The sequence below is a fragment of the Rhizobium sp. RU33A genome (assembly GCF_900156055.1).
Taxonomy (GTDB): domain Bacteria; phylum Pseudomonadota; class Alphaproteobacteria; order Rhizobiales; family Rhizobiaceae; genus Allorhizobium.
Map to the genome: position 1 here is coordinate 1 of NZ_FTMQ01000005.1, position 23,930 is coordinate 23,930.

A 23,930-nucleotide genomic window follows, 5' to 3' on the forward strand; every position below is an offset into this window, starting at 1 on the left:
GTTGCCGGCAGGCCGACGACCGCAAGGCTCGTCCCCGCATCGACATCCGATGCATTGGCAAGCGCCAGGAGCGAGACCGAAGCCCCGTCCTCGATCGCCGCGCCCGTCACCGCACCGGAGACCTCCGGAGTGTCGTTGGTCCCGGTGATAGAGACCGTCGGGTCGGCACCGGCCAACACCGAGGCAAGGTTTCCAGCCTCCTGATTGTTGGCATTCCCAGTTCCAAAATCATCAGCGCCCTGATCGTCACCGAGCAGATCCAGTACCTGCTGCCGTCCGATGCCGGCGATCGATGCGCCACTGGAATCTTCGAAACTAGCGCCGGAACCGGACGGCGGTTGGGGCGTCACCGAATAGATCTCGTTCGGTCCGGCAGCGATATCAAAGCCGCTCCTCTCGAGGGCTGCGAGCAGAGCCTCCTGTGGCACCTCGATGTCGCCGATGATAAAGGTCGGTACATTCAAGGCAGCGCCGCTAATCCGCAGCAGCCAACCGTCCGGCTGAATCAGCAGCAGGTCGTCCCCGTCGAGCTTGACGTTTTCGAGGCTATCGTTGGCAGCAAGCCTCACCCTGTTTCCTGCATCAGGAACGATGACGCGGACGCGAGGCACTTCGCCGGATGTTTCAATGCCCGCTGGAATGCCGGCACCGGCAACTATCTGCGCCATCAGGACATCGTCCTGGCTGCTATCAGCACCCCTGCCATCAAACAGGTGTTCCGTGGCTTGAAAAGCGAGATCCTCAGTCATTCCAAAACTCCCCGAATACATTTACCCGGTCTTAACCGGTCGGTGTTTTGTCAACAATTGCTTCGGATCGCCCGTGGCATACCTATGTATGCGCAAGTCGAATGAATTAACATATAGTTAATATCTTGGCATATCTATATATGCCATCCTTGTTCTTTCAGACAGATGATCTCGAGGATTTTCCCATATTAAAGAATTCAAATTAATGCTTCTGCATACAAAATATTTAATGTAGTAACTATGTTGTTTATTCAGATTTAGGAGAAAATATTAGTTGCCTGCCATTTTTTAATGACATTGTTGAAATGTACGGCGGCTATGCAAGCAGTTGCGAATGAGCCACGACGCGCAGAACCCGGGGATTTAGTGCAAGTCGATACTGCTGGCCCGCTTGCGCCTCCCCTAGCACTTTACGAGACGGCGCCTGCAGCCCGACCCAAATTCACTTATCCCGCATCTTCACCACCCACAGCCTGGTCCGCAACGGGCTCCTACCGCTTGTGCCAGCCGCTTTAGCCGTTCTCATGGCGGCAGCCCAAACTCATGACATGACACGGCGCCCGGCGAAGGAAACTGCCAAGAGCTGGCGTCGATTCGGGACTGGGATGTCTCAGCTTCCATCTTGAAGGCAGCTGCTTCCGTTGGCGATGGCATCATCCGGACCGTCAGGAAGGAACCGTCGTTGTTTGGGCTCAACGCGTTCGATCCGGCAAGATCCTGAGCGGCCCGCGCATATCCGGCGTGATCCGGAAGGCAGCCGCTTCAGGCGCATCCGCCGTCTGCGTCAACCGCTCCCCGATCTGGCCGCCCCCCGTCGATCTTGGCGACGGCGACATTATCGCCCAGATCTGCCGCGTCGCGGCCTCCGTCAACAGCCTGATCGCCGACCGCGTCGACTAGCAAAACTATGGACGCTGCCGCCATTGGCCGATGCCTGAGGAAACGCTGGCGCGCTTCGGCGGCGACTGCGAAGACTGTCCTTCCTCAAGATGGCCGTTCTGCCACGTCTCAGCACTCCTTTGACCGCCACGGAAATGGTCTTCGTCAAAGGCACTAACCCTCGACTGTTTAACGCCATTCTTTCCGTCATACTCCAGGACCAAACGCGCATCCTCCACCGCATGGCGGACGTATTCGATCCCGAAAAGTGACGCTACACCCTACTCGGCTCGTTCTCGAGTTCCGCCAACCAAGGTTGTCGGCCACACGGGCGACAAACAGAACATGACGGCATCCCTGAAGGACATGGCAAGCATCGACCCGGACTTTCCAAACACGGTCTGGACATGCCGTGCCAAGGTCGGAATGCGTAAGCAGCGCGCCAACATCAAACGATCCTGCACGTTGGACGTATTCAGCCAGAACCCGTCACGAAGGCGATCACGGCATCGGACTTTTCGAGATCCGACGCGAGCGCCATACTGAGTACTCCTCGGGCCTTACGATCGTTATATGTGATGGTGAAGCCTGTCTGCCGCCCACGTCCATCATCTTCTTTCATCGCCTTGATGATGTCGGTGACCGAATTGTCGAGCGTCAGCCGAAGGCTGGTGAATGAGCCGTTTAACTCGAGATTGGAGAACCGCGTCTTGAGATACATCAAGAACGCGCTGTTCTGGAAGAGGATCCGTTTGTCGAGTGACAGAATGAACGCAGGTGCCGGGCAGGCGGCCACGATACGTGTGGAGTTATGGCTGTTGGCTAGCTGCTTCAACGCCTCGTAGCGGTCGAGTATGCCATGCATTATCGAAGCACGCAGCTGGGAACTCAGTCCGCTGGTCCCCTCTCTTCTATCGCTTAGGTTTTCGAGATAGGTGGCAACAGATACTCCCTCGCTTTGTGCCACTTCATCGAGCGCCGTCCAGAAAACCCGCTCGAGGTTAAAGCCATGCCTTTTCCCGGCCGAACGAATTGCCCGGAAATGCGGTTTCAGTTGGTCATGATCCCTCATCATTCGCTGGTCCTTAGCCCCCGCCCTTGCACTAACGCTCGGTCAGTGCCTCGTGGCGTGCTTTGCTCAATGGCTTCATCAAGTAGTCCAGAACTGTCTTGCGACCGGTCAGTATCTCGACGGATGCAACCATGCCGGGCCGGACTTCATGGGCGGCTGGCCCTTTGCCGATCCGGGCTTCTCCTGTCTGGACGAGGACCTGATAGTGAGTTTCGCCGGTTTCCGGATTGACGATGCTGTCGGCGGAGACGTTTGAGACACGGCCTTCAAGCCCTCCATAGATGGAAAAGTCGTATGCCGTCAGCTTGACGAGCGCTGTTTGTCCCGGCTGGACGAAGGCGACGTCGCGCGGTGAGATGCGGGCTTCGACAAGAAGCGTCTCAGTGGCGGGAACGACGCCGGCAACAACAGCGCCCGGCTGGACAAAGGCTCCGATGGTGTTGACGTCCATGGTATTCACGACGCCATCGACCGGCGAGACGATGTCTGTCCTTTGCACCTTGTCAATCGCACCCCTTATGGTCGCTTCCAGAACGCTGGTATCGGCAAGGGTTTCGCCAAGCTCGCGACGCGCCTCCTGCTCGAAATCGGACTGCAGTTCCTTGACCTGAAGTTCTGCCTCCCGCTGCGCGTTCTGCAAGCGGTTGAGGCTTTGGCTGATGGTCTCACGCTGACCGCTCTGTTGTGCGATTTCACGGTCCAAGCGGAGCAGTTCGATTTCCGGATGCAGATTTCGCTCCACCAGAGGGGCAATTTTCGCTCGTTCGGCCAACATGGCCTGAACGACGGTATTGGCCTGGTTGATGCTGCTTCGAGCCTCAGCCACTTCGTCTGATCTTTGCTGGCGACGCGCCTCCAGCACCTGAAGCTTGTTGCCGTAATTGGCGCGCCGCGCCTCGAGCAGGTCCCGTTCATTATCGCAGATACTGGATGAAACGCGGGCGGTGGGCTCTGGGCAGACAAAATCCGACCGGAACAATCCTCCGATCTCCAGCCGCAACCTAGCGATCCGCGCCTGAAGAGAATCGAACCGCGCCTGGGCTTCGCCCAGGCTGGCGAGATTCACGGAACTATCAAGCCTCACAAGCAGGTCGCCCTTCTTGACGACCTGACCGGCCTTTACGGCGATCTCCTGTACAACGCCCGCCTCACTGGATTGGATGATCTGGGTCTTGGACAGTGGTATCACCCGGCCGTCCCCCCGTGATATCTCGTCAACTTCTGCCCAGGCTGCCCATGCAATGAACGCGATGACGCAGCAAAGGCAGATCCAGATGATAAGCCGCGGCGCAATCGGCGGACGGTCCTCCTGCCGCATCATTGTGCGTCCTCCAGCTTTCGCTGCAGGGCGGCAATGACGGTCTCCTTGGGGCCATCAGCCACCACCTTGCCATGGTCAATGACGATAAGACGATCAACCAGTTCCAGCATGCTGTATCGATGGGTCGAAATCACCAGCGTCGTGCCTAAAGGCACGGCGTCCCGCAGGCAGCCGATCAGCTGGCGCTCACTGGCGAGATCCATGGCGCCGGAAGGCTCATCTAGAAAAATGATCTTCGGGCGGCAAAGAAGCAACCGGGCAATGGTCACCGCCTGCTTCTGGCCAGACGACAGATTGCCCCCACTTTCCCCGACAGGCATATCAAACCCTCTGGGATGGCGCGCCGCGAACAAATCGATGCCGACCCGTCGCGAAACCTCGACCAATTCCTCATCCGAGGCACGCGGATTGCCCATCAGAAGATTGTCTTTGAGGGAGCCCGAAAAAAGGTCGCTGGCCTGTCCGGCGACAGCGACGGCGGCCCGGACCTCGGCTGGGTGAAACTGTTGGCTGTCTATGCCGTCGATCAAGACACGTCCGTCGCCCGGCACATAAAGACGCGACATCAATCGGCCGATCGTGGTCTTGCCCGATCCGATACGGCCGATAATGCCAACCCGTTCGCCGGCTCTAATCCTGAAAGACACTTCGCAGAGCGCATCCTGATCTGCTGCGGGATAGCGGAACCGGACGTTGTCGAAGGCGAGGTCGCCGCGCTCGACCACACGGTTGACGAAGCCGGACGCCTGTGGCGTGTCCTCCGGCTCACCCATGATCTTGTCAAGGATGCGCAGGGAAAGAACCGCTTGGCGAAAACGTGCGAGCGTCATGGCAAGTTGGCCGAGCGGAGCAATTGCGCGACCTGAGAGCGTGACCGAGGCGATGATCGCGCCTGTCGTTACGTCGCCGGCCTGGAAAAGATAGGCTCCAAGAAGGATGATCGCTACGGTCACGATCTGCTGAATGAACTGGGTGGCATTCACCGCCAGCGCCGATATGCGCTTAATCTCTTCGCCGGTTGCAGCACTGTTAACGGTGAGGTCTCTCCAGCGCTTCAGCAGCACGCCTTCAGCCCTCAGGGCCTTGATGGTCTCGGTTGTGTGGATGGTTTCCACCAGGAGAGACTGGCGAAGTGCTGCTTCGTTTGCGGCGGTCGCGACCTTACGACTGATAAGTGCCTGAGCGGCAAAGCCAATCCCTAAGACGGCCAGGAGCGCGACAGTCGGCACAAAGCCCAAGGGACCGCCAACCGCGAAGATAGCCGCAATAAAGATGAAGATAAAAAGCGTGTCTATCAAGGTCGCAATGGTGTTCGAGGTAAAGAATTCGCGCACGAACTCATATTGTGAAATCCGGCTGACAAATTCTCCCGTCGACATGGCCCGTGCCGCCAGAGACGTGTTCATCACCTTCTGAAACAGGATATAGGACAACTTCTGGTCGATCTTGCGACCCGTGTAATCGATGAGCGTGGCCCGGGCATATTTGAGCAGGAAGTCGAAAGCAAAGGCCACGGATATGCCGACGGCCAGAACCCAAAGCGTAGCCATGGCCTCGTTCGGCAGGACCCGATCATAGACATTCATCACGAAGATAGGCGATGCCAGGGCCAGAATATTGATAAACAGCGCGGCAGTGCCAACCCGAAGGAAGGACCGCCAATAGGGCTTCACAGCCGATGCCAGCCAATGGGGTTTTTCCAGCCTCCCATCATGCAACTGGCCGAGTTCTTCGTTCTGATTCAGGTAGTGCCGCTTGAAGTCGAAGGCTTTACCGTCGAGTGGCTCTGCGTCATCGCCCTCAAAATCGATCGGCCTGGCTTCCTCTCCCGCTCGCAGGCTCAAAAGCCGACCCCATTCATCCCGACCGCGTACGGGGATAAAAGCACCAGTGCGCGTTCTCAGGAGAGCGGGGTAATTGGCATTCCCACCGGATATGTCGTCAATACTGCGTTCGGTGACCTCCAAGCCCATTCGCCCGGCCACTTCACCGGCCGCCTCGATATCAGGGTCTTCGAGCTGGTCCTCAGGAATACCGGAATAGAGAACCGTCATTGAGCCACTACGCTCAAAATAAAGGCTGATTTCCCTGAAGGCCTCCCGGAAATTCATGGTCGCTCTGTCCGCTGTGCTTGTCTTGCGTTTCCGGCAATCACGGCGATCGAACCGGCGCGAGCAGATCGAGTGGCAGGTCGTTTTGCTGCTGCGACGGTAGTTTTTTGTAGGCCGGCTCGCGTTCATTGGTCCGGACGTCGAATTCCTTGCGCGCGTAAGCCTCCGACTGAGCCCCGGCCTTGAGCTTGAATGAGCCGACCAGCGAGCCCATGGCGGCCAAGATCTGGTAATCGGCATATACAGCGGCATATTGCGCCGTCTTGGCGAGGACCTGAGTGTTGAACCATGTGTTTTGAGCGCTCAGAACATCAAGAAGCGACCGCTCGCCGATCCTGAACTGATCGCGGTAAGACGCGACCAGCTCGTTGGCGACGCTTACTTGTTCGCGAAGAATGGATGCCTGTTCGGCTCGTCTTGCTCGCTTGTTCCACGCCGAAAGGATCGACTCCCGGACTTCCCGGTACACCAAAGCATTGTCCTGGCGGCTCTGGCTCGCACGGCGTATTGCCTCCTGCTCGGCGGCCTGATCGCGCCCGCCTCGATAAAGGTTCCAACGTGCCACAACCTTTGCCTCCAAGTCGTGGGTCCGGCCCTCACTGCCATCGATATTGCTGCCAACCCGGGCCGTTGCCTCCAGCGCGACCTTTGGCAGGTAGGAGGACTGTGCTCCTCTCACCATTGCTTCAGCAGCATCGATATCCGCGCGGGCGGCAGCGATTGCCGGGCTCTGGCGCCGGGCGATCTCCATGGCGTTATCGACAGTGCCTGGAACGACCGATGAAACCGAGGGCGGCTGACGCATGGCTTTCATGGAGGCAGGCGCCACACCGACCAGGCGGGCAAACCGGATTTTTGCCTGTTCCAGATCCTCCTCGGCCTCTTTCAGCCGTGCCTTCGCGGACAGCAAACGTTCTCGGCCTTGGGTCCGGTCGACTACCGTTAAGGTACCGCCGGATGCGCCTTCGGAGATATCGGAAACGATTTGTGACAGCGCGGCAGCGTTTTTCTTGGCGATGGCGACGATCTCGGCCTGCAGGAGGATCTCGAAGTACTCCTGGGTCACCGCCAGTGCTAATGCCTCGGATCGTTCGCCGACCCGATAGGACGCGCCATCAACGCGCGCCGCTTGGCGCTCAAGAGCGGCGCGTCGCGACCCTCCGTCAAACAGCGTCTGGCTTAACGTCAGTCCAACATCGGCTGAGTCCAGCTCGTCGTTTTCGATCCCCAGCCGACGCCGCCCCGGGCTATCGAGTCGGCGACTGCCCGCGGACATCTCAAGGTCCAGGGTTGGCAGATAAAGCCCTTTTGCCTGCCGCAGCTCGAACTCAGTCGCCTCGCGATTTTGCGCCGCCGCAAGCACCTCCGGGTTGGTTGTCAGGGCGGTTTCGACAGCCTCCCGCAGTTCGGTGGCAGTAGCCGGCAAAGCCAGCGCCCACATCATCGCACCAAATGCGACCGCAAGTTTCCGTTCCACCACAAAGCCCCCCTAACACACATTCACACTTCTGCATCCGGCCACACCACAAAGTCTTGGAGAGGCAATCTGCGCATCGGAGGCATCCTCCTCGCCTCCCAAGGCCAAAGAAAAAGCCGCCGAAACCATGAGACCCAGGCACAAGACTGGCCAACTTGCGTTGGGTTTCACTTTCCCAACAAGCAGCTCAGCGTGGCCCGGTGGCTCCAATACTCTGTCGCGCCTGTGTGTTGTATTGTCTGTTTTTTAGTCAAACAATCCAAGTGAAGGAAATATCTATTATTCAGAAAAAGAATGATGCTTACCTAACAATCCTTATGGGGATGAGAGCCTTCAATATTGGCCGGAGCGGGCCAAAAAAGGGCTCCAAGGCAACAACAAGGCGCATCTGAACTGCAGATCGCTATTGCACAATTGTGTAACGTGACCGGCAAAGGGCCGTTGACCCACGCCGGCCTGACGGAGCCAGTGGGTCGGTATGATCATCGCAGATATCGGAAGGCTGGAATTATGGGCCGCGAAGCCATCATCACCTTATGTTTGGTGCGTCGGTACTAACGAGACAGGATGCGCGCCAGTATAGGACGGCAGCGATCACACCAAATCCTTGAAGGCAGACGAGAGCGATATTGAGGGACGAAGCGCCTCCTATGGCGACACTGGCTGCGCCGACAAGCGTCGGTCCAAGTCCGAGGCCAACAACAGTCGCAAGGGCCATCAGGGCCGCCGATGCTATCGGTCGTTCAGGCGGATCAACAATTTCATGCAAAAGGCTTATGGTGGGAGGATAGCTAGAAAGCGCCAGGGATGCCGGGATGGCAAATGCTGCCAAGGCAAGTGTCGGCTGATCGGCCAACAGGAAAAGCAGCGACAACGGTTTGGTGACAAGAAGTATGATAGCGGGGCCACGAGCAAGCCAGTTCCATTCCTTTCGCGCGAGGTTGCCAATCACGCGACTTGAAACGATCGTACCCGCAATCGCCAGCAAGGCGCCAATCGAGACCGTGGCGGCTGCTTCGATTTGCGAAAAGCCGTGCTTGCGCATGAGAAACGCCGGATACCATGCAACCGCGCCTGACAGCACGATCTGGTTGACGATTTCCGCGACGAACACCAGTCGAGATCGTTTTTCTTTCCAGATCTTGCCCAGAGCTCCCAACAAAAGCGCTTCGGAACCGGCTGTCTCACTGCGATAGTCCCGTAGCGGTTCCTTTACGAGAAACATAAGAAGTCCCGGGATGATCCCCAGTACACCAGCACAGAGCATGGCGACGCGCCACCCATAAAGGTGGCCTACCACGCCGCCTATTACGAGCGCCATCAGGCCTCCCAAGGCCGAGCCGCTAACAAACTGTCCAAACAGTCGGACCCGACCGGCCGCGTTGGTGGAATCGGACAAAATCGAATGCGACGCGGGGATTGAAGCCGCTTCGGCCGCGGCGATCGCCGCCCGGGCGAGGAGGAGATGAAGAAAGCTGCTCGCGAATGCGCTGGCAACGGTAACCAGGCCCCAGAAGGTCGCCGAAACCGCGACGATGTTTCGCCTGTTTCCTGTTGCTGCTGCGAGAGCCGCGGGAATGGACGCCAACGCAAAAGCAACGGAGAATGTAAGCCCGGACAGCAATCCCATCTCGAGGTCCCCGAGCGCTAGTTCAAGTCGAATGGCCTCCAGCAATACGCTGAAAATCTGGCGGTCGAGATAGTTGGCCGCATAAATCGCAAACAGGAGCCAATAAACGACCTTCATGCATACACCTGAGACGTCATGATCAGTACATGAGTCGCCAACAAAAGGCAGGCAGCACCTTACCAACGGCACCTCGACTCGGGGAGAAGTACTTATAATCAACATTTTGAGGATGAATAGCCTGATTGCAGGCAGTCATCGTTCAAGCTTGGATGGAACCGCGATCTGTCAGATCCCTCCAAAGAAACAGAGATCATCATCTTTGCGAACGAAGATATGAGGCGACCCTCATGCTGTGGCGTCCATTCAAATATAGCGCCTGGGGCATGCCAAAGGCGCGATTGCAAGGCTTGCTTGCCACTGCAAATGTCTCTTTATTCCTCGCTCGTTCCCGGGGTGAGCGACAAGATTGACGGACATTGCTTTTTCACCATCGGGTTCAGCAACACGATGATGAAGGCATTCGCTAGCTGGACGGTATTCTGGTATGTCGAGCCCGGAGTCTAAAAGGCCGCCTAATTGCAAGACTTTTCCGACGACGTCATGGCGCCAGTAAGCGAAACTGAGCAAAGGTCCACCACAAGCATGAAGCAAAACATAGACCTGCGCCATATCGATCTCAATCTCTTGATCATTTTCGAGGCGATCTATACCGCTGGAAGTATCACCCGCGCAGCGCAACAACTCAACATGAACCAGCCAACTGTCAGCAATGCGCTCGGGCGGCTGCGGTCGCAGTTTAATGATCCGTTGTTTCAAAGGGCTGACAAGGGCGTCGCGCCAACGCCATTTTCGGAAAGCCTGATTCATCCAATACGCACGGCGCTATCCTTGTTGCGTGACAGCCTGTCGATCAATCGGGATTTTGATCTGAGCAATGCGGTCAGAAACTTCAGGATCGCCATGAATGACTACACCGTGGCAGGCTTGATCCCCAACCTAATCAATCTGATTACCAAGCGCGCACCTGGCATCAAGCTCTACATAATCGGGCAGGAAGCGATGCCGGCGCTGGATGCCTTAGTGTCTGGCGAGGCGGATATCGCCGTGGACATCTTCATGCGCGAAGCGCCGGGTGTGAACTTCGTGCCGTTGCACAGACCCCATGGCGTGGTGGTCGCGCGCCGCGGTCACCCAGTACTACAGGGTGACATCAGCAAGCAGCAGTTCTGCGACGTCGGTCATGTGGTCCTTCGTCAGGATTCGCGGATAAGAGCCCACATCGAGGCCGATTTGCTGTCACAAGGCGTATCGCGGCGTGTTGTATGCGAGGTTTCGAATTGCCTCCTCATTCCATCGATTCTTAACACAACAGACCTTATTGCCGTTCTGCCCGGACCTTTCGCGCGAATTGCGGCGCGGCACTACGACCTCCAAGTGCTGCCTTTGCCATTCCAATTCTTGGCCCCGCGACTACAGATTGCAACATTGGCCGACAAAGCAACGGACCCCAGCTTAGAATGGTTACGCCAGCAGTTGCACCAGGCAGCCAAGGAGGCTGCCGGTGAAGAAAATTGGCTTGCCCCTGCACCCGCATGAGAGGCAAGAAGAATCTTCAGGTGGCCCGCGCAATCAGGCGCTATTTCGCTAACTTCGAAACGAATGAGCCGTTTCTAACAGCGCACCGCTCAACAGATTTGCTACCTGACACACAGTGATTGCAGATATCATGGAGATAAGATAATCACCTGGAGATGAAGACCTCATTTCCTCTGGCCCTCTGCCAGGCTGTTTCACGCCCTATACTTCGACTTGAAAATTGCAGGGGTAGTCGCAAAAGCGTTGAATGAACTCCCCCACATTCTTGCAGAGCACAAGGTTCTCTTGCGCGCGGGTTCACGCTTATTTGAACTCTCAGCATCGGCAAAAATTCTTCAGCGCGATCTGTTGATGCCTGAAGCTAGCGCAGGTTGTCAGACCTTTAAGAAGATCGGCATACAATAGAACCAGATTTTGGGGCTTCTCATGTATGCTGTCGTCTCTTGCCTGGTTTACGAGCATAATCTCTATCTAGTGGCGCTTGCTGCGGTCATCTGCATCTCCTCAAACGCTCTGACTGTTTTCGTGCTTTCCAAAGCCCGGGAAGGCGATGAGCTCAAGCGAGACCGGTGGAGTTGGATTGCATTTGCCGCAGCCAGCGGCGGCTTTGGCATATGGGCCACACACTTTGTGGCGATGATTGCCTATGATCCCGGTTTCGACGTCAGCTACAAGCTGCTCGAAACCTTGGTTTCGCTCGGGATAGCAATCATTGCGTCATTCATGGCGCTGACGCTCTCATTAACGAACAGGTCTATTGCCGGGGCCGTTGGCGCTGGCCTGATTTTCGGGCTCGGTGTCAGCAGCATGCATTTTACCGGCATGTCGGGCATTGAGGCTGGCGGTTATCTGATATGGGATCGCTCGCTTGTCCTGGCAGCCATTATGTTTTGCGGCGTGGTTTCTCCTACAGGCTTCTGGCTTGCAGACCGAAAATCCCCTCGTGACATGGTGGGCGCGGCCGCAGCACTTACCGTGGCGATCGTATCCTTGCATTTTACTGCAATGGGTGCGGTGACCGTGGTTCCAGGACCGCAAGATGATCTGGGCACGACCTCGCTTTCTAAATCCTGGATGATCACCACCATCCTCGTTGTCTGCGTCGCGCTCGTTGCCGGTGGCGCGGCCGTCTTCAATGTCACGGCAAGGGCAGAGCGCTCCACTCGCAAGGCCAAGGCTTCCTTTGACCTTCTGGTGTCGGGGATCACCGACTATGCAATCTACATGCTGGACACCAAGGGCTTTATCACCAACTGGAATGCCGGTGCCCAAAGAGCCAAGGGATATGATGCATCAGAGATCGTCGGCCAACACTTCTCGGTGTTCTACACTGACGCCGATCAAGCCCGAGATCTTCCATCCGGGGCCTTGAATGAAGCCCTCATCAATAAGCGGTATGAAGCCGAAGGATGGCGGCTCAGGAAGGACGGCACGCAGTTTTGGGCCTCGGTCCTGATCCAGCCGATTTTCAGCGAGGGTGAACATGTGGGCTTTGCCAAAATCACCCGCGACATCTCTGAGCAGAAGGCCGCACAGGACAAGATCACACAGGTATCGCGCAACCTTGATCTCGCACTGGAATCGATGATCCAGGGATTGTGTCTGTTCGACAAGGACGAAAAACTCGTGCTTGCAAATCAGCGCTACACAGAGATCTTCGGCTTTGACGAAGCTGTGGCTCAACCAGGTGCCAGCTATGTCGACATTGTCGAAACTGGCTATCTCAATGCCATTTCAGAGGTTAGCGAGGCCCGCCGCCGGAGCAAGAACCACTACGAAAAGACAATGAAGGCCATCAGGGAAGGGCAACGCAGTCTCGTGCACAAGATTGCGAATGACCGTACCGTGCTTGCAAATTTCAACAAGCTTGCGGACGGGGGATGGGTTGCAACCTTCGAAGACATCACGGAGCGCATGCAAAGCGAAGAACGCATCGCTTTCCTGGCCAAGAACGATAGTCTGACCAAGCTGCCAAACCGTCCGGCCTTCACCGACTATGCCACGCATGAAATCGCCTTTGCCGAGCATAGTGGCGGCAAGCTTGCCATGATTGGTCTGGATCTTGACCGGTTCAAACAGATCAACGACCAGCTGGGTCACGCGGTCGGTGACCGCGTGCTTGTCGAGCTTGCTGCCCGCATGTCGTCTGTTCTGCAAGACCACGAGCTTGTTGCCCGCTTCGGAGGTGATGAGTTTGCCGCTCTCAAGCGCTATGATGATCATGGCGAACTCTTGGATTTTGTCGAGCGGCTACGCGCCGAGCTCGTCCGCCCGGTCACCATCGACGAACACCGCTTAAGCTGCGGCGTCAGCATCGGGATTGCGGGCTATCCCGATGATGGACTGACCCTCGAATTGCTTCTCGCAAATGCAGATCTCGCAATGTACCGCGCAAAAGAATCGATGTCCGAGCAGGTCTGCTTTTACGAGCCAGCGATGGACGAAATTGCGCGAAACCGGGCCCGTATGGCGAAGGACCTTTGGCAAGCGCTGGACAGAGGCGAGTTCAGCCTCAACTACCAGGTGCAGAAATCGGTCGCGACCGGCAAGATCACCGGCTATGAAGCCTTGCTGCGCTGGCAGCACCCGACCAAAGGTGCCGTCTCTCCAGCTGAGTTCATTCCGGTCGCCGAGGAATGTGGCGCAATCATTCCTATTGGCGAATGGGTGCTCCGCAGAGCCTGTCAGGATGCTGCAAGCTGGCAAAGCGCTCACAAAGTTGCGGTCAATCTGTCTCCGATCCAGTTTGCCCATGCCGACATCAAGGGTCTCGTTGAAGAGGTACTTCGAGCAACGAAGCTTGATCCAAAGCGACTTGAGCTGGAGATCACCGAGTCATCGATTATCGTCGACAAGGATAGGGCGATGGCCGCATTGACCAGCCTCAAGGCTCTTGGCGTGTCTATTGCAATTGACGACTTTGGCACGGGTTATTCGTCGCTCGACACCTTGAGGTCATTCCCGTTTGACAAAATCAAACTCGATCGCAGTTTCATGACCGACCTCGAAAGCACAAGCGGCTCAAGAGCAATGATCCGAGCAGTACTGGCCATGGGCCACGGGCTCAACATACCCATTCTGGCTGAAGGGGTTGAGACATCCGATCAGTTGGAGATCCTGCGTGTTGAAGGCTGCCATGAGGTGCAGGGATATCTACTTGGTAGGCCTGGCCCGATTAATGTAGCGCAGAGCGAGGCGGCATAACGCGGGTTCTGCGCTCTGTCTGAGGCGCGTTCCCCCTAATCAAGCGCGTCCGGCGCGCGTTGCTGTTCCAAAAACCTTCTTACTTGCAAGACTGTCTCTAGGTCGGTTGATCGTCTCCGAGATGTCGCTGCAGAGGCAACCAGAAATCAGGAGCGCTCGATCGTTGACGGTTGGAATAAAACAAAACCCGGACCAAACTCAGATCTTGATCGCCGCGCCTCGAAGACCCACCGAATGTCGACCAACGATTTGTGTTCGCACAGCAAATCGAAGCGATAGAGCCAGATCGACAACTTCAACTGACGTCTGCGCCCCAGGTCAACTTTTGCGACACTGTCTCGTCAGCAGGCTCGGCCGAATATTGGTTCCAGATTCCAGCCAACCACCCGGGATATCTGTGCTGCGAGATGGCAGTAAAGCCAAGCTGATCATCAGCCGCGTGTCTGGCGCAATCAGCGTCAGACACGGTGAGGCTTTCAGGTTGGGCTTTCATCAACACGAGCAACCCAGAGCGAGCCAGCACGCGCTTCGCTTCGCAGATCAAACGCCGCTCGACCCCATGGCCGTTAAGCGATGGATGCACCGATAACTGCTCCAGATGGGCTACACAGGTGCATTCCTCCAAGACTCCACCTTGCCCCAAAGCTTTACGCAACAGAGATCTTTCATCTGCCAGAATATGAAATGCCTCCAGGGCGTGATCGCTGCGCATATCAAAGATGTCAAAGTACCAATCATCGTCGCTTTGAGGGAGATACCCTGCCTGCACCACGTAACCGCCGAGGTACCCTGGGACGGCAAGACAACCTGAGTCATCTGAAACCGCATATTGGCGCAACTCGACAGAAAATTCAAAAATCTTAGGCTCATCAGGGTTTTTTCTGAAGATTGTCTCGATCTTAAAGTGACTGTCTTTTAAATCTATATCCCTCATTACCCAGTGCCTGTTTGCATAGAACCGTTAGTTCAACGGCGTGAGACAACCCATATTTGATTCCTGTCGAGATATATAATTGAGAAGAGCCCGAAGGGAATGCTTTTACCCATGGTTTGATTTGCCTCGCTTCTGTTCAGCAAGCAAGCTAATGGGGTGAGTGTCCGAAGAAACCCAAGTTTTCGGAGATATCTCGGGTCAAACTCTTTCTGCTTCCCGAACTCGACTGGAGATCGCATCGCGCTACTGACATGCCCTATCTTCAAGCAGTCACTCAACCTTCGTCTCTGATGACTGAAGACAGGTAGTTTCAATTGATGCTGCGTTATCGTGCACCCTCCGGCTGATGCAATGCATCTGCGATTTCTAGGATGAAGTGTTTCGTCCTCATCTCCAGCGCTGCAGCGTTCAACTGAAGATCCATCGCGACCGCGGGTCCATTCCCATTCCTGCGAATGGTTTGAATGACCTTTTGAGCAACGGCATCAAGATCGTGATTTCGAGCGTCCATTAAATGGATTGCCTGGATCAAAAGCATGGCAGGTCGCCCTGCCCAGAATGAAGGCGTGCTTTCAGAAAATCTCTTGAAATCCAGCCTGTAAATCGTTGGCACATTACCGCTGTTTTGGCCGATGCTAGCGTCAATCGTGATCAGGCGCGGACGGGCCCTTGCGTATATTACGGTCGAGAAAGGTCTGCTTGAAATCAGCCCAAATGCGTGCGCCGCCGTCAATCCGTCGACCAAAACCGCAAGGCTGTCACGTCTAGCAATCGCGTCTACATAGGAAAGAATGGGAGGGATTTCCCAATTTCCGGTGATCGGGTCTTCGATCGGCCGGTCATATAGGCCACGCAACGGCCTGCGGATTTTCCCACGCCGTACAAGGCGTTGCAACGCTTTTTCCACGGCGTAGGAGCTGCCGAAATCCAGAAAGTCGGTCCGATACCACACGCCTAACGGAGCGGCCTCTTGTATGCGCGTGAGGATGTGCTCCGCAACGCCTGCTGTTTCGTCTTGTCGAGGCGTGCAAGTGATTGAAAAGTCGATCATCGAGGAACTCGTGAGGCAGATCAAGCGTAGTCGAATTCTTGAAACGATGCTTATGGACCACCCCGGCTTTGCCGGAGGCCATTTCGTTTAAGTTATGCGGCTAGGGCTCACGCGTCCAGCGTGGCGTAGTATCGTTATTCGGCCTCGGCTGGCAGGATATTCCCGAAGGGTTTGAACCGCTAAACTACCGCGCCTGATGGGGCTAGACTCCTGTCGAGCTCAGCGACTTGGAATTCCCAGTCTCGCCCTTCATCGCCATTGGGTTACCGCTGACTTATTCGGGCTCGTGGGTGGTGCTTGAGGTCTTCAAGAACCCCAGCGATTTAAACGAAATCAAACCGATATCCACTGAAATCTACCTGAGGTAGTATTTCGTGCTAAGGTGTGGATCGCGCCAAGCTGCCCCCCGAGTTTGTACGAGACCCATGTGCGAAACAAAAGGACAATCAAAAATTTCAAATCTAGCGGAATTAACGTGCTAGAAATGATACTTAATAAGATCCCGCACCAGTTTTTCTGCGTTTTCGCCAGAACATGGTGGTTCCCACGGCCGGGACGGAGCTTCACTTCTTAAATTTATTAGATTTTTTCGGCTTTCGCCCAATAGTTGGTAGAATAACTGTAAAATAAATCTGACACTCGCAATGCCTAAAAGAACTCACGCTCTTTTGCGCAACTGCCAAGACATAGCCGCCGCACGTCTTGGGAATTGCCCCGTGAAGACAATTAGGTGGCCCATTATTGGGGCCCGAGGGGGACAGGCTCGCCGCCGCAGACGTTTTCTATGGCTATGCGCCATCAAGAAAACCCTGCCCCCTCGGAACAAACTCATGCTGACACTGATGACAAAAATTGCAATCACCAACTTCTAGGGGGCTGGAGAGGCATGACCATTTCGGGCTCGCAAACCGACAGCGCTCGTTACGGAGAACAGGACAAGACCCGATCCGACGCCAGCTTGGATCTTTACGAGCACATCAATGGCGTGGCCAGACGCTGGCATGCCTCAACTCTGGCAATTTACGAACACCAGTGCTGTGATACCCAAGACGTCAATGACCTGATCTACGGATGGGATAATGGTGGGGATCCAGATAGTCTCATTTTGGATGCTGGCGCTAGCTTTGCGCTCGAGGTGCAGTGGCGACGGCTGCTGTCGCATGCAGGGGCAAAGTTCGATGGACCCTCCGTAGTGCACCTTGGAGACACAGTGGCCCTTCGATATGTCGCCTTTCCGCTTGTATTGAGCGCAACCTATATAGTGATCTCGCTGCCGACAGACCCAGAAAACGCCTACAAATGCTCTCATGATATGGATGCGGCACTTTCCGTCGCCAGCTTCACGGCTGATATCAGACCTGCGAACTTAACCAGGCGGGAACTGGAGATTGCGCGCTGGGTCTCCGAGGGCAAAACCTCCCCGGAGGTGGCAATCATCCTCAACCTCTCTGAGTACACTGTAAATGATTACATTCGGTCGGGCATGAAGAAGATAGGCGCAACAAATAGGCTCAGTTTCATTGCGAAAACGATACGCCAGGGACTGGTTGCTTAACAATTTAGATGGCTGCGCAGAGACCATCCGGCTTCTGGATAATGCTTGCCCACCGAAAAAAAGCGTTTCGGGTGCCGACGCGATTGAAGGATCGCTTTTGCCCATGCGCTGACGGACAGCAAGCGCAAAATGACCTTTGGGCATTGGGAAGTCCCCTCGTCCGGGCGACGGTCCATAAAGTCGTTAGGTAGGTCTTTGTCGGAGAAATGTATTCGCTCCGCAACCGCTGCGCTCAGTCAACTGCTCACCAAACCAACGTTCTATTTGGGCCCTCTCCGACACGCGACGATCAACCAAGTCTAGAAACACAGCGATTGCACATTGCAGATTTTTTCATCGAATCATCAGGCAATTGATAAACCCGCCACAGCAAATTCAGAAGAATCTTAAGGAACGCGTGCTGAATTAGGAGCTCAAGGGAGACCCATCATGCGCTTCATCGTTTCAACCGTCCTCTGTCTTTTCCTGACTTGCCTTGCCGGTGCGGCATCGGCCGCGGGCGAAGCTTGGATGGCGGCCAAGGCGACGGCACAGGTCGCCTACACCGTCGACAAGAAGACCTGGGTTCCGCTCAAGAGAGGTATGCAGGTTCCCAACAAGGCCTGGATCTCGACCGGACCACGCGGGCGGTTGCAACTGGTGCGCGGCGCGGAAAGCATCGCCTTTCAGCCGAATACACTGGCCGCGATCATCACCCGGGGCCAGGATATCAGCCGCAAGACCGAGGTGGTCCAGCAGGTGGGCGAGATCAGCCTCGAAATCGAGAAACGGCAGCGTCCGCATACGACGGTGCAGACCCCATTCCTGGCGGCCGTGGTCAAGGGCACGCAATTCACCGTCAAGGTCGGCAAGGCCAATGCTGCGGTCGCTGTCGAACGGGGCCTGGTTCAAGTGACCAGCTTCAGCACCGGTGAACGGAGTGACCTCGGTGCCGGCCAGGGTGCGCAGGTGGATGCATCCGGCATGACCGTCGCCGGGCTCTCAGAAAAACCGCAGATCACGCGTGTCGCGCCCTCGAATGCCAAGGTCCCGGCCGCTGGCGCTGTGAACAAGGTGACATCGACACCCGAAGAAGCCAAGGGCGCCATGGGCGCGAGCAAATCCAAGGACAATGCCGGTGGTCAGGGCGCTGGCAAGAGCAATGCTGGCGGCAACGGTAATGCCGGCGGCAACGGCAATGCCGGCGGCAATGGCAACGGCGGCGGCAATGGCAACGGTGGCGGGAACGGCAACGGTGGCGGCAATGGCAACGCCGGCGGCAATGGCAATGCCGGCGGCAACGGCAATGCCGGCGGCAATGGCAACGGCGGCGGCAATGGCAACGGCGGCGGCAATGGCAACGGTGGCGGGAACGGCAACGGTGGCGGCAATGGCAACGGTGGCGGGAACGGCAACGGTGGCGGCAATGGCAACGCCGGCGGCAATGGCAATGCCGGCGGCAATGGCAACGCCGGCGGCAACGGCAACGGTGGCGGAAACGGCAATGCCGGCGGCAATGGCAACGGTGGCGGGAACGGCAACGGTGGCGGGAACGGCAATGCCGGCGGAAACGGCAACGCCGGCGGGAACGGCAACGCCGGCGGGAACGGCAACGCCGGCGGGAACGGCAACGCCGGCGGGAACGGCAACGGCGGCGGAAACGGCAACGCCGGCGGGAACGGCAACGGCGGCGGGAACGGCAACGGCGGCGGGAACGGCAATTGATAGCGCCATGCCGAGCCGGTGAAAGAACTCATAGCCTTTAGTTGTGAGCGTCGGGCTTCCAAGCCTCACAATAAACGAGCCAAGCGTAGCCCAAGAGGTCAATATCGATGTTCACCGCACTGACAGACCGGACTTCGAGGCCAGCATGGCGTGATTGCCCGGACAACTGCTTGACGTGGATGTTCTAAGGCAGCTCCGAACTGTCCAAGCGGCCTCCTAGTCGAAGCGCGAGAAATAAGGACCGTTAATGTAAAGCGAGATTCCTGCCTTCCATTAACGAATATGCAATCACCTTCACAGCAAATCGTACCCTTGCAATCCTATGGTGTGAATCCGACAAGGACGGCTTCAATCACTGGTGATCTGGAGGGGCATTTGTTACCGTCTTCGCAATTGGTCTACAATCCCGCTCTGGATGGCACTCGAGCTGTCGCAGTCATAACCGTCATCGCGTTTCACTGCAGGGTTCCTGGTTTTTCAGGAGGCATGATCGGCGTCGATGTCTTTTTTGTACTCAGCGGATACCTGATTACCTCAATTCTGCGGAGCGAACTGTCTACCACAGGCGACATCTCCTTGAGGCGATTTTATTACAAAAGGATGCTGAGGCTTTGGCCTCCTCTCATTCTTTTCTTGCTAGCGTGCGGACTTTCTTTTCCTTATGTGTTCCCTGAAGCCAACCCGGCCTTAGAGACAATTCTTCCGCTGTTGTACTTATCCGACTACTCCGTCGCCTTCTGGCGCGAGCCCCTCATCAATTCCCACACATGGTCACTGTCGGTTGAAGAACATTTCTATCTGATCTGGCCGCTGCTCCTACTGATTACACGCCGCCTTCCAACGATGATACTGATCCGATGCCTGTTCGGCTTGTTCGTGGCTGGATCTTTATGGCGAATAATTGACGGGTTAATCTGGGAGGATTGGTTTCGGACCTATTTTCGGTTCGATACGCGGTTTACGGGCTTGGTGGCAGGCAGCATTATCGCACTCAATACGTGGAAACCCAGCGAAGAAAAGATTGTAAAAATACTTATAGCCTCCACTTACACTCTGCTTCTTCTGCTGCTCATACTCCGTGTCAGAAACATCGATTCCGTTATCTGGGGTGGGATTGTTGCAGATATTGCAGCATCGGGCTTGATATTTTCTTTAACATCAGGCGTCCCCACCGGAATATCTAAAACTCTATCACACCCGGTGCTGGTGTATATCGGAACTATTTCTTACTCAGTCTATCTTTGGCATTATCCCATCGCGAAGTACGTTCGGGATGACATGACACCTATCACGGCCTTCCTCGTTTCCGCTACGCTTTCGATCGCGATTGCGGCTGTGTCTTATTGGCTGATGGAAAAAAAGCTGAAGAGGCTACGGCATCGCTCAACCTAGAATCGGGTTCATTCCCCACGCAATCTGCCTACGTGAACAGATGAGCCCTACATACGCCTGCTGCCAACACCAATCCGGCTTTCCAGATCGTACGGTACGCCCTTCCCACAAATGTCGACACAGTGATTGTCGATGGCATCACCCGGAAACGAGGGGGCAGACTGACCGGTGTCGATGTCCAGGCCGTCGTCGAAGAGGCAGCCAGAGCTCAGGAGGCCATTCGCAGAGGCGCAAACCTCCCTGTGATGGAGACCACCCGCTGAGGTCGCCACTTAACATGACGGGCACCGGCCGGCCGTCTGCGGCAGCTGATGCGGCCCATCCACCGTAATGATGCTCCCCCGAACTCGTGCCAGAATATCCGAGGCCATGGCGTTTGATCTTCTCGTTCAAGGTGGGCACGCGAATCTCGAGATCCGCGGGCTTATGCACTGTATTGCCGACGTTCCGCTCCAGGAGCGCTAAGTATCGACCGCGCTTCCTTTTGTGAGACGCTGCCCGGAAGGGTGAGCACCCCTGACCCCAATTTGTTTTGCGCTGGCCCTTCGTCCAGTTGCGAAGCACTCGGCACGTGCATTGAGCTCTCTTGCATCGCCTCTCCAGGATAGCTGCGCAAGCTAGGCATCTAGCAGCGGCGGCACTTACCTGCCTGCAAGCTCAGGGGCATCGCCTCGATCTCATCGAAGGCAAATCAGTGTCGCTGGCGGCATAATCGAACTTAACTCGTCGGCCAGACAGCGCCCCTTTGATATCGTGAAGATGTCATCGTCCAATGATCTGGAACTTTTTATCGCACTGCAAAAAGTGGAGTTGCCGACGTGCTATTGCTGTTCCTGGCAAACTGTTTTCGCTTGCAAAGCTTTCTTCAGGTCCCTCAATCGTTCCGATCGTAGTGGCCAAGGCGATGAGGAAAACGAGCGTGTGATGGCTGAAAATAGGGAGATGTCAGCTGATGCTACGTCATACTGCGTTCTGCGGCGGAAGCAGCGCATCTGCGATCTGTAAGACGAAGGGTTTCATCCACATATCCAGCGCGGCTGTGTTTGACCGGAGTTCCGTAGCGACCACATGTCCGCTGCCATTCATGCGCATGGTTTGCATGACCTTTTGCGTCACAATATTGAGATCCTCATTCCGGTCATGCATCAAATGCAGAGCTTGGATGAGAGGCCTGGAAGGTCGGCCCGCCCACAGTGCAGGCAAGCTCGTGGAGGTTCTCTTGAAATCCAGCCTGTAAGTGGTTGGCACGCGATTGCCGCTTCGGCCGATGCTGAGGTCAATCGTGATAAAGCGAGGACGGGTCCTTGCGTAAACGACCGTTGAAAAAGGCCTGTCAGAGGTCAGCCCGAGCGCATGTGCCGCCGTCAGGCCGTCGACCAAAACCTTGAGGCCATCGCGTCTAGCAATCCCATCGACAAAGGAAAGAATGGAAGGGACTTCCCACTTTCCAGTGATCGGGTCGTTTGTGGGCCGGTCGTAAAGGCCGCGCAAAACCCTGCGGATCCTCCCTCGCTGCACCAAGCGTTGCAGCGCTTTTTCCACTGCATATGAGCTGCCGAAATCCAGAAAACCAGTCCGCGACCACACACGGCCAGGGCCTGCCTCCCGAATTCGCGTGAGGACATGCTCCGCAACGCCTGCCGTTTCGTCTTGTCGAGGCTTGTAGGTTTGGAAGGTCGATCATCTAGGAACTCATGAGACCGGATCGAGGCTAGTCCAATCCGTCAAGCGACACTCGTCTATGGCGAGGCTAGCGATTCTTTGCGCCAAGGCCAAGACGTAGGGGTTTATGGCACCATGTTCACGATTAAGAGCACGACGAGCCTAAACGTTCATTCAGTGAACGAAACTTGGCATGCAACGCAGGAGCCATTCCAGCATTACATGCACAGCCCTTCCTGTCTTGCGTCAACTGATCCGCATCTATCAACCAGAGAATGTATCCCGCGGACTGACGCAAAAGCAAAGCTACCTTGCCCCTAACCGTCCAGTCGGCTGAACAAAAACAACCATCGAATTCGCAAAATGACAGCTTAAGGATTTATTTTGAACGCGTGACGTCCGGGCCACGAACAAAAAAGCCTGCCGCGGGAGGAGGTGCGGCAGGCTTTTCAGAAAAGAACGGAACAGCGACTGGGAGGAGGAGTGTCGCCACTCTTTCAGTCGCCCTTTGGGAGGGAGGAGTAGAGCATCTGAAACCCGAAGCTTTGCGGGAGGAGTGCATCGCTTCAATGACAATATTTATTCAGGTAGCCTCCCGGCGGCACCATATGCTGCGCAGCAACACAGCCATGCGACCAACGCATAGGATTTCGGGGGCAACAGTGCTCGGAGGTTGTCACGCCTTGAAACGATCAATTGCCGTAAGGAATTTTATTGGAGGATCTGCATCCGCATAACGGTAAATCTCGGTCCTGAGATATAAGAGCTCATCGGCAAGGTCCTGCTCTTCAATCTCGATCCACCAGGACTTTAGACGCCCCTCGCTTCCGTCAGACCAGCGATAGCCGCGCGCCTTCAGGTGGTCCTTGAGATCGAAAGGACTGTTTTCCGCAAAAATCCTGACACGCGAACGCTGGCTTGCCGCGTAAAGCTCCGCCAACGGCGTCGAGGCACCGTCGTCTGGACTGCGGTCGAGCACCTCCAGAAGCGCAAAGCAATCGTCGACGGCACGATGTCCATCATGGAAAAACCCCGCCTGGCCGATCAGGTAGGCAAGCTTAGTGCCTTCGAAGCCGCGCGAAGACCAGTTGATTTCGGCGTTGGAGCAGGCCCAGGCCTTATTGCAAAACAAAGGCGAGAAGGCTTCGCAGAAGGGACGATCGAAACCGGCATTATGCGCGATGATCAAGTCTGCCGGTTCAATGATCGATCGGATCGCGTCCATATCGATTGTGTGCCCTTCGACCATTTCATCCGTGATGCCAGTCAACCGCATGATCTCGGCGGGAATGGGCGAAGCTGGTTGGCGCAGACCGCCATAGGTGCCGGTGATATTACCTATGCGCCCAGTCGCGTCGAAGGAAAATGCAATCAACCCAATTTCGATGATCTCGTCCTTGCGGTGATTGAGCCCGGTCGTCTCAGTATCAAGAACGACCCCCGATAGCGGGTATTCGGGTTTGGGCGCTTTTGCGATCGGCCGTGCTTCGAGCCTATGCAGGATGCGATAACGTCCGGTAGCGGCAAGATGGGCGACCATAGCTGTCTCATCCATTGCGAACGGCACCGACCGGGGCACGGGTTTTGCTGGCA

The 23,930-nt window shown here is 56.0% G+C and carries 16 protein-coding genes; 6 read left to right on the top strand and 10 right to left on the bottom strand.

Going from position 1 to position 23,930, the window contains the following annotated elements; all coding sequences use genetic code 11:
- Positions 1 to 749: hypothetical protein (locus BW978_RS17510; RefSeq protein ID WP_139330587.1), on the bottom strand; the 749-nt coding region annotated here is incomplete at its 3' end.
- Positions 750 to 1,490: 741 nt separating this feature from the next.
- On the opposite strand from BW978_RS17510, the gene BW978_RS23610 reads away from it, so the two are divergent.
- The gene (locus BW978_RS23610) at positions 1,491 to 1,649 is read left to right on the top strand and encodes a hypothetical protein (RefSeq protein WP_175616904.1); all 159 of its coding nucleotides are present in this window, start codon (positions 1,491 to 1,493) and stop codon (positions 1,647 to 1,649) included.
- Between the two features lie 454 nt (positions 1,650 to 2,103).
- Here the strand turns inward: BW978_RS23610 and BW978_RS17515 are convergent, their stop codons facing one another.
- The 5 genes from BW978_RS17515 to BW978_RS17535 all read right to left on the bottom strand — a co-directional run bounded on the left by BW978_RS17515 (position 2,104) and on the right by BW978_RS17535 (position 9,356).
- Positions 2,104 to 2,703 (bottom strand): ribbon-helix-helix domain-containing protein, encoded by a 600-nt coding sequence (locus BW978_RS17515; RefSeq protein WP_076397134.1) that lies wholly within the window; start codon positions 2,701 to 2,703, stop codon positions 2,104 to 2,106.
- A gap of 28 nt (positions 2,704 to 2,731) precedes the next feature.
- Complete coding sequence (locus BW978_RS17520) at positions 2,732 to 4,021, bottom strand: HlyD family type I secretion periplasmic adaptor subunit (protein ID WP_076397135.1); 1,290 nt, start codon at positions 4,019 to 4,021, stop codon at positions 2,732 to 2,734.
- A complete protein-coding gene (locus tag BW978_RS17525; protein WP_076397136.1) occupies positions 4,018 to 6,132 on the bottom strand; it encodes a type I secretion system permease/ATPase in 2,115 nt (704 codons plus the stop codon). Before BW978_RS17525 ends, BW978_RS17520 begins: the two co-directional genes overlap by 4 nt.
- A 40-nt stretch (positions 6,133 to 6,172) precedes the next feature.
- Positions 6,173 to 7,609: a TolC family outer membrane protein gene (locus BW978_RS17530; protein ID WP_244551992.1), complete on the bottom strand. Its 1,437-nt coding sequence runs from the start codon at positions 7,607 to 7,609 to the stop codon at positions 6,173 to 6,175.
- 529 nt (positions 7,610 to 8,138) lie between these two features.
- On the bottom strand, positions 8,139 to 9,356 hold the full coding sequence (locus tag BW978_RS17535; RefSeq protein WP_076397138.1) for an MFS transporter: 1,218 nt from the start codon (positions 9,354 to 9,356) through the stop codon (positions 8,139 to 8,141).
- Between the two features lie 525 nt (positions 9,357 to 9,881).
- On the opposite strand from BW978_RS17535, the gene BW978_RS17540 reads away from it, so the two are divergent.
- Both BW978_RS17540 and BW978_RS17545 read left to right on the top strand, forming a co-directional pair.
- On the top strand, positions 9,882 to 10,835 hold the full coding sequence (locus BW978_RS17540) for a LysR family transcriptional regulator (protein ID WP_175616905.1): 954 nt from the start codon (positions 9,882 to 9,884) through the stop codon (positions 10,833 to 10,835).
- A gap of 426 nt (positions 10,836 to 11,261) precedes the next feature.
- On the top strand, positions 11,262 to 14,039 hold the full coding sequence (locus tag BW978_RS17545; RefSeq protein WP_076397140.1) for a bifunctional diguanylate cyclase/phosphodiesterase: 2,778 nt from the start codon (positions 11,262 to 11,264) through the stop codon (positions 14,037 to 14,039).
- Between the two features lie 295 nt (positions 14,040 to 14,334).
- On the opposite strand, the gene BW978_RS17550 is transcribed toward BW978_RS17545, so the two are convergent.
- Complete coding sequence (locus BW978_RS17550; protein ID WP_076397141.1) at positions 14,335 to 14,973, bottom strand: hypothetical protein; 639 nt, start codon at positions 14,971 to 14,973, stop codon at positions 14,335 to 14,337.
- 325 nt (positions 14,974 to 15,298) lie between these two features.
- Positions 15,299 to 16,024, bottom strand: coding sequence for a DUF6088 family protein (locus BW978_RS17555; RefSeq protein ID WP_076397142.1), 726 nt, complete (start codon positions 16,022 to 16,024; stop codon positions 15,299 to 15,301).
- Positions 16,025 to 16,910: 886 nt separating this feature from the next.
- Here BW978_RS17555 and BW978_RS17560 point away from each other — a divergent pair.
- From BW978_RS17560 to BW978_RS17570, 3 genes are all read left to right on the top strand, one after another.
- On the top strand, positions 16,911 to 17,579 hold the full coding sequence (locus BW978_RS17560; protein ID WP_076397143.1) for a helix-turn-helix transcriptional regulator: 669 nt from the start codon (positions 16,911 to 16,913) through the stop codon (positions 17,577 to 17,579).
- Positions 17,580 to 18,008: 429 nt separating this feature from the next.
- A complete protein-coding gene (locus BW978_RS17565) occupies positions 18,009 to 19,283 on the top strand; it encodes a FecR domain-containing protein (protein ID WP_076397144.1) in 1,275 nt (424 codons plus the stop codon).
- A gap of 282 nt (positions 19,284 to 19,565) precedes the next feature.
- Positions 19,566 to 20,675, top strand: coding sequence for an acyltransferase family protein (locus BW978_RS17570; protein ID WP_083697626.1), 1,110 nt, complete (start codon positions 19,566 to 19,568; stop codon positions 20,673 to 20,675).
- Positions 20,676 to 21,635: 960 nt separating this feature from the next.
- Here the strand turns inward: BW978_RS17570 and BW978_RS17575 are convergent.
- On the bottom strand, positions 21,636 to 22,286 hold the full coding sequence (locus BW978_RS17575; RefSeq protein WP_076397146.1) for a DUF6088 family protein: 651 nt from the start codon (positions 22,284 to 22,286) through the stop codon (positions 21,636 to 21,638).
- A 727-nt stretch (positions 22,287 to 23,013) separates the two neighbouring features.
- Positions 23,014 to 23,892 (bottom strand): 3'-5' exonuclease, encoded by an 879-nt coding sequence (locus BW978_RS17580; RefSeq protein WP_244551994.1) that lies wholly within the window; start codon positions 23,890 to 23,892, stop codon positions 23,014 to 23,016.
- Between the last annotated feature and the right edge of the window lie 38 nt (positions 23,893 to 23,930).

Bases quoted from the DNA above. Each gene is read 5' to 3' on its own strand.
- BW978_RS17515 (WP_076397134.1), bottom strand. From the start codon at position 2,703: ATGATGAGGGATCATGACCAACTGAAACCGCATTTCCGGGCAATTCGT.
- BW978_RS17520 (WP_076397135.1), bottom strand. From the start codon at position 4,021: ATGATGCGGCAGGAGGACCGTCCGCCGATTGCGCCGCGGCTTATCATC.
- BW978_RS17525 (WP_076397136.1), bottom strand. From the start codon at position 6,132: ATGAATTTCCGGGAGGCCTTCAGGGAAATCAGCCTTTATTTTGAGCGT.
- BW978_RS17535 (WP_076397138.1), bottom strand. From the start codon at position 9,356: ATGAAGGTCGTTTATTGGCTCCTGTTTGCGATTTATGCGGCCAACTAT.
- BW978_RS17540 (WP_175616905.1), top strand. From the start codon at position 9,882: ATGAAGCAAAACATAGACCTGCGCCATATCGATCTCAATCTCTTGATC.
- BW978_RS17545 (WP_076397140.1), top strand. From the start codon at position 11,262: ATGTATGCTGTCGTCTCTTGCCTGGTTTACGAGCATAATCTCTATCTA.
- BW978_RS17550 (WP_076397141.1), bottom strand. From the start codon at position 14,973: ATGAGGGATATAGATTTAAAAGACAGTCACTTTAAGATCGAGACAATC.
- BW978_RS17555 (WP_076397142.1), bottom strand. From the start codon at position 16,024: ATGATCGACTTTTCAATCACTTGCACGCCTCGACAAGACGAAACAGCA.
- BW978_RS17560 (WP_076397143.1), top strand. From the start codon at position 16,911: ATGACCATTTCGGGCTCGCAAACCGACAGCGCTCGTTACGGAGAACAG.
- BW978_RS17565 (WP_076397144.1), top strand. From the start codon at position 18,009: ATGCGCTTCATCGTTTCAACCGTCCTCTGTCTTTTCCTGACTTGCCTT.
- BW978_RS17570 (WP_083697626.1), top strand. From the start codon at position 19,566: ATGCAATCACCTTCACAGCAAATCGTACCCTTGCAATCCTATGGTGTG.
- BW978_RS17580 (WP_244551994.1), bottom strand. From the start codon at position 23,892: ATGGATGAGACAGCTATGGTCGCCCATCTTGCCGCTACCGGACGTTAT.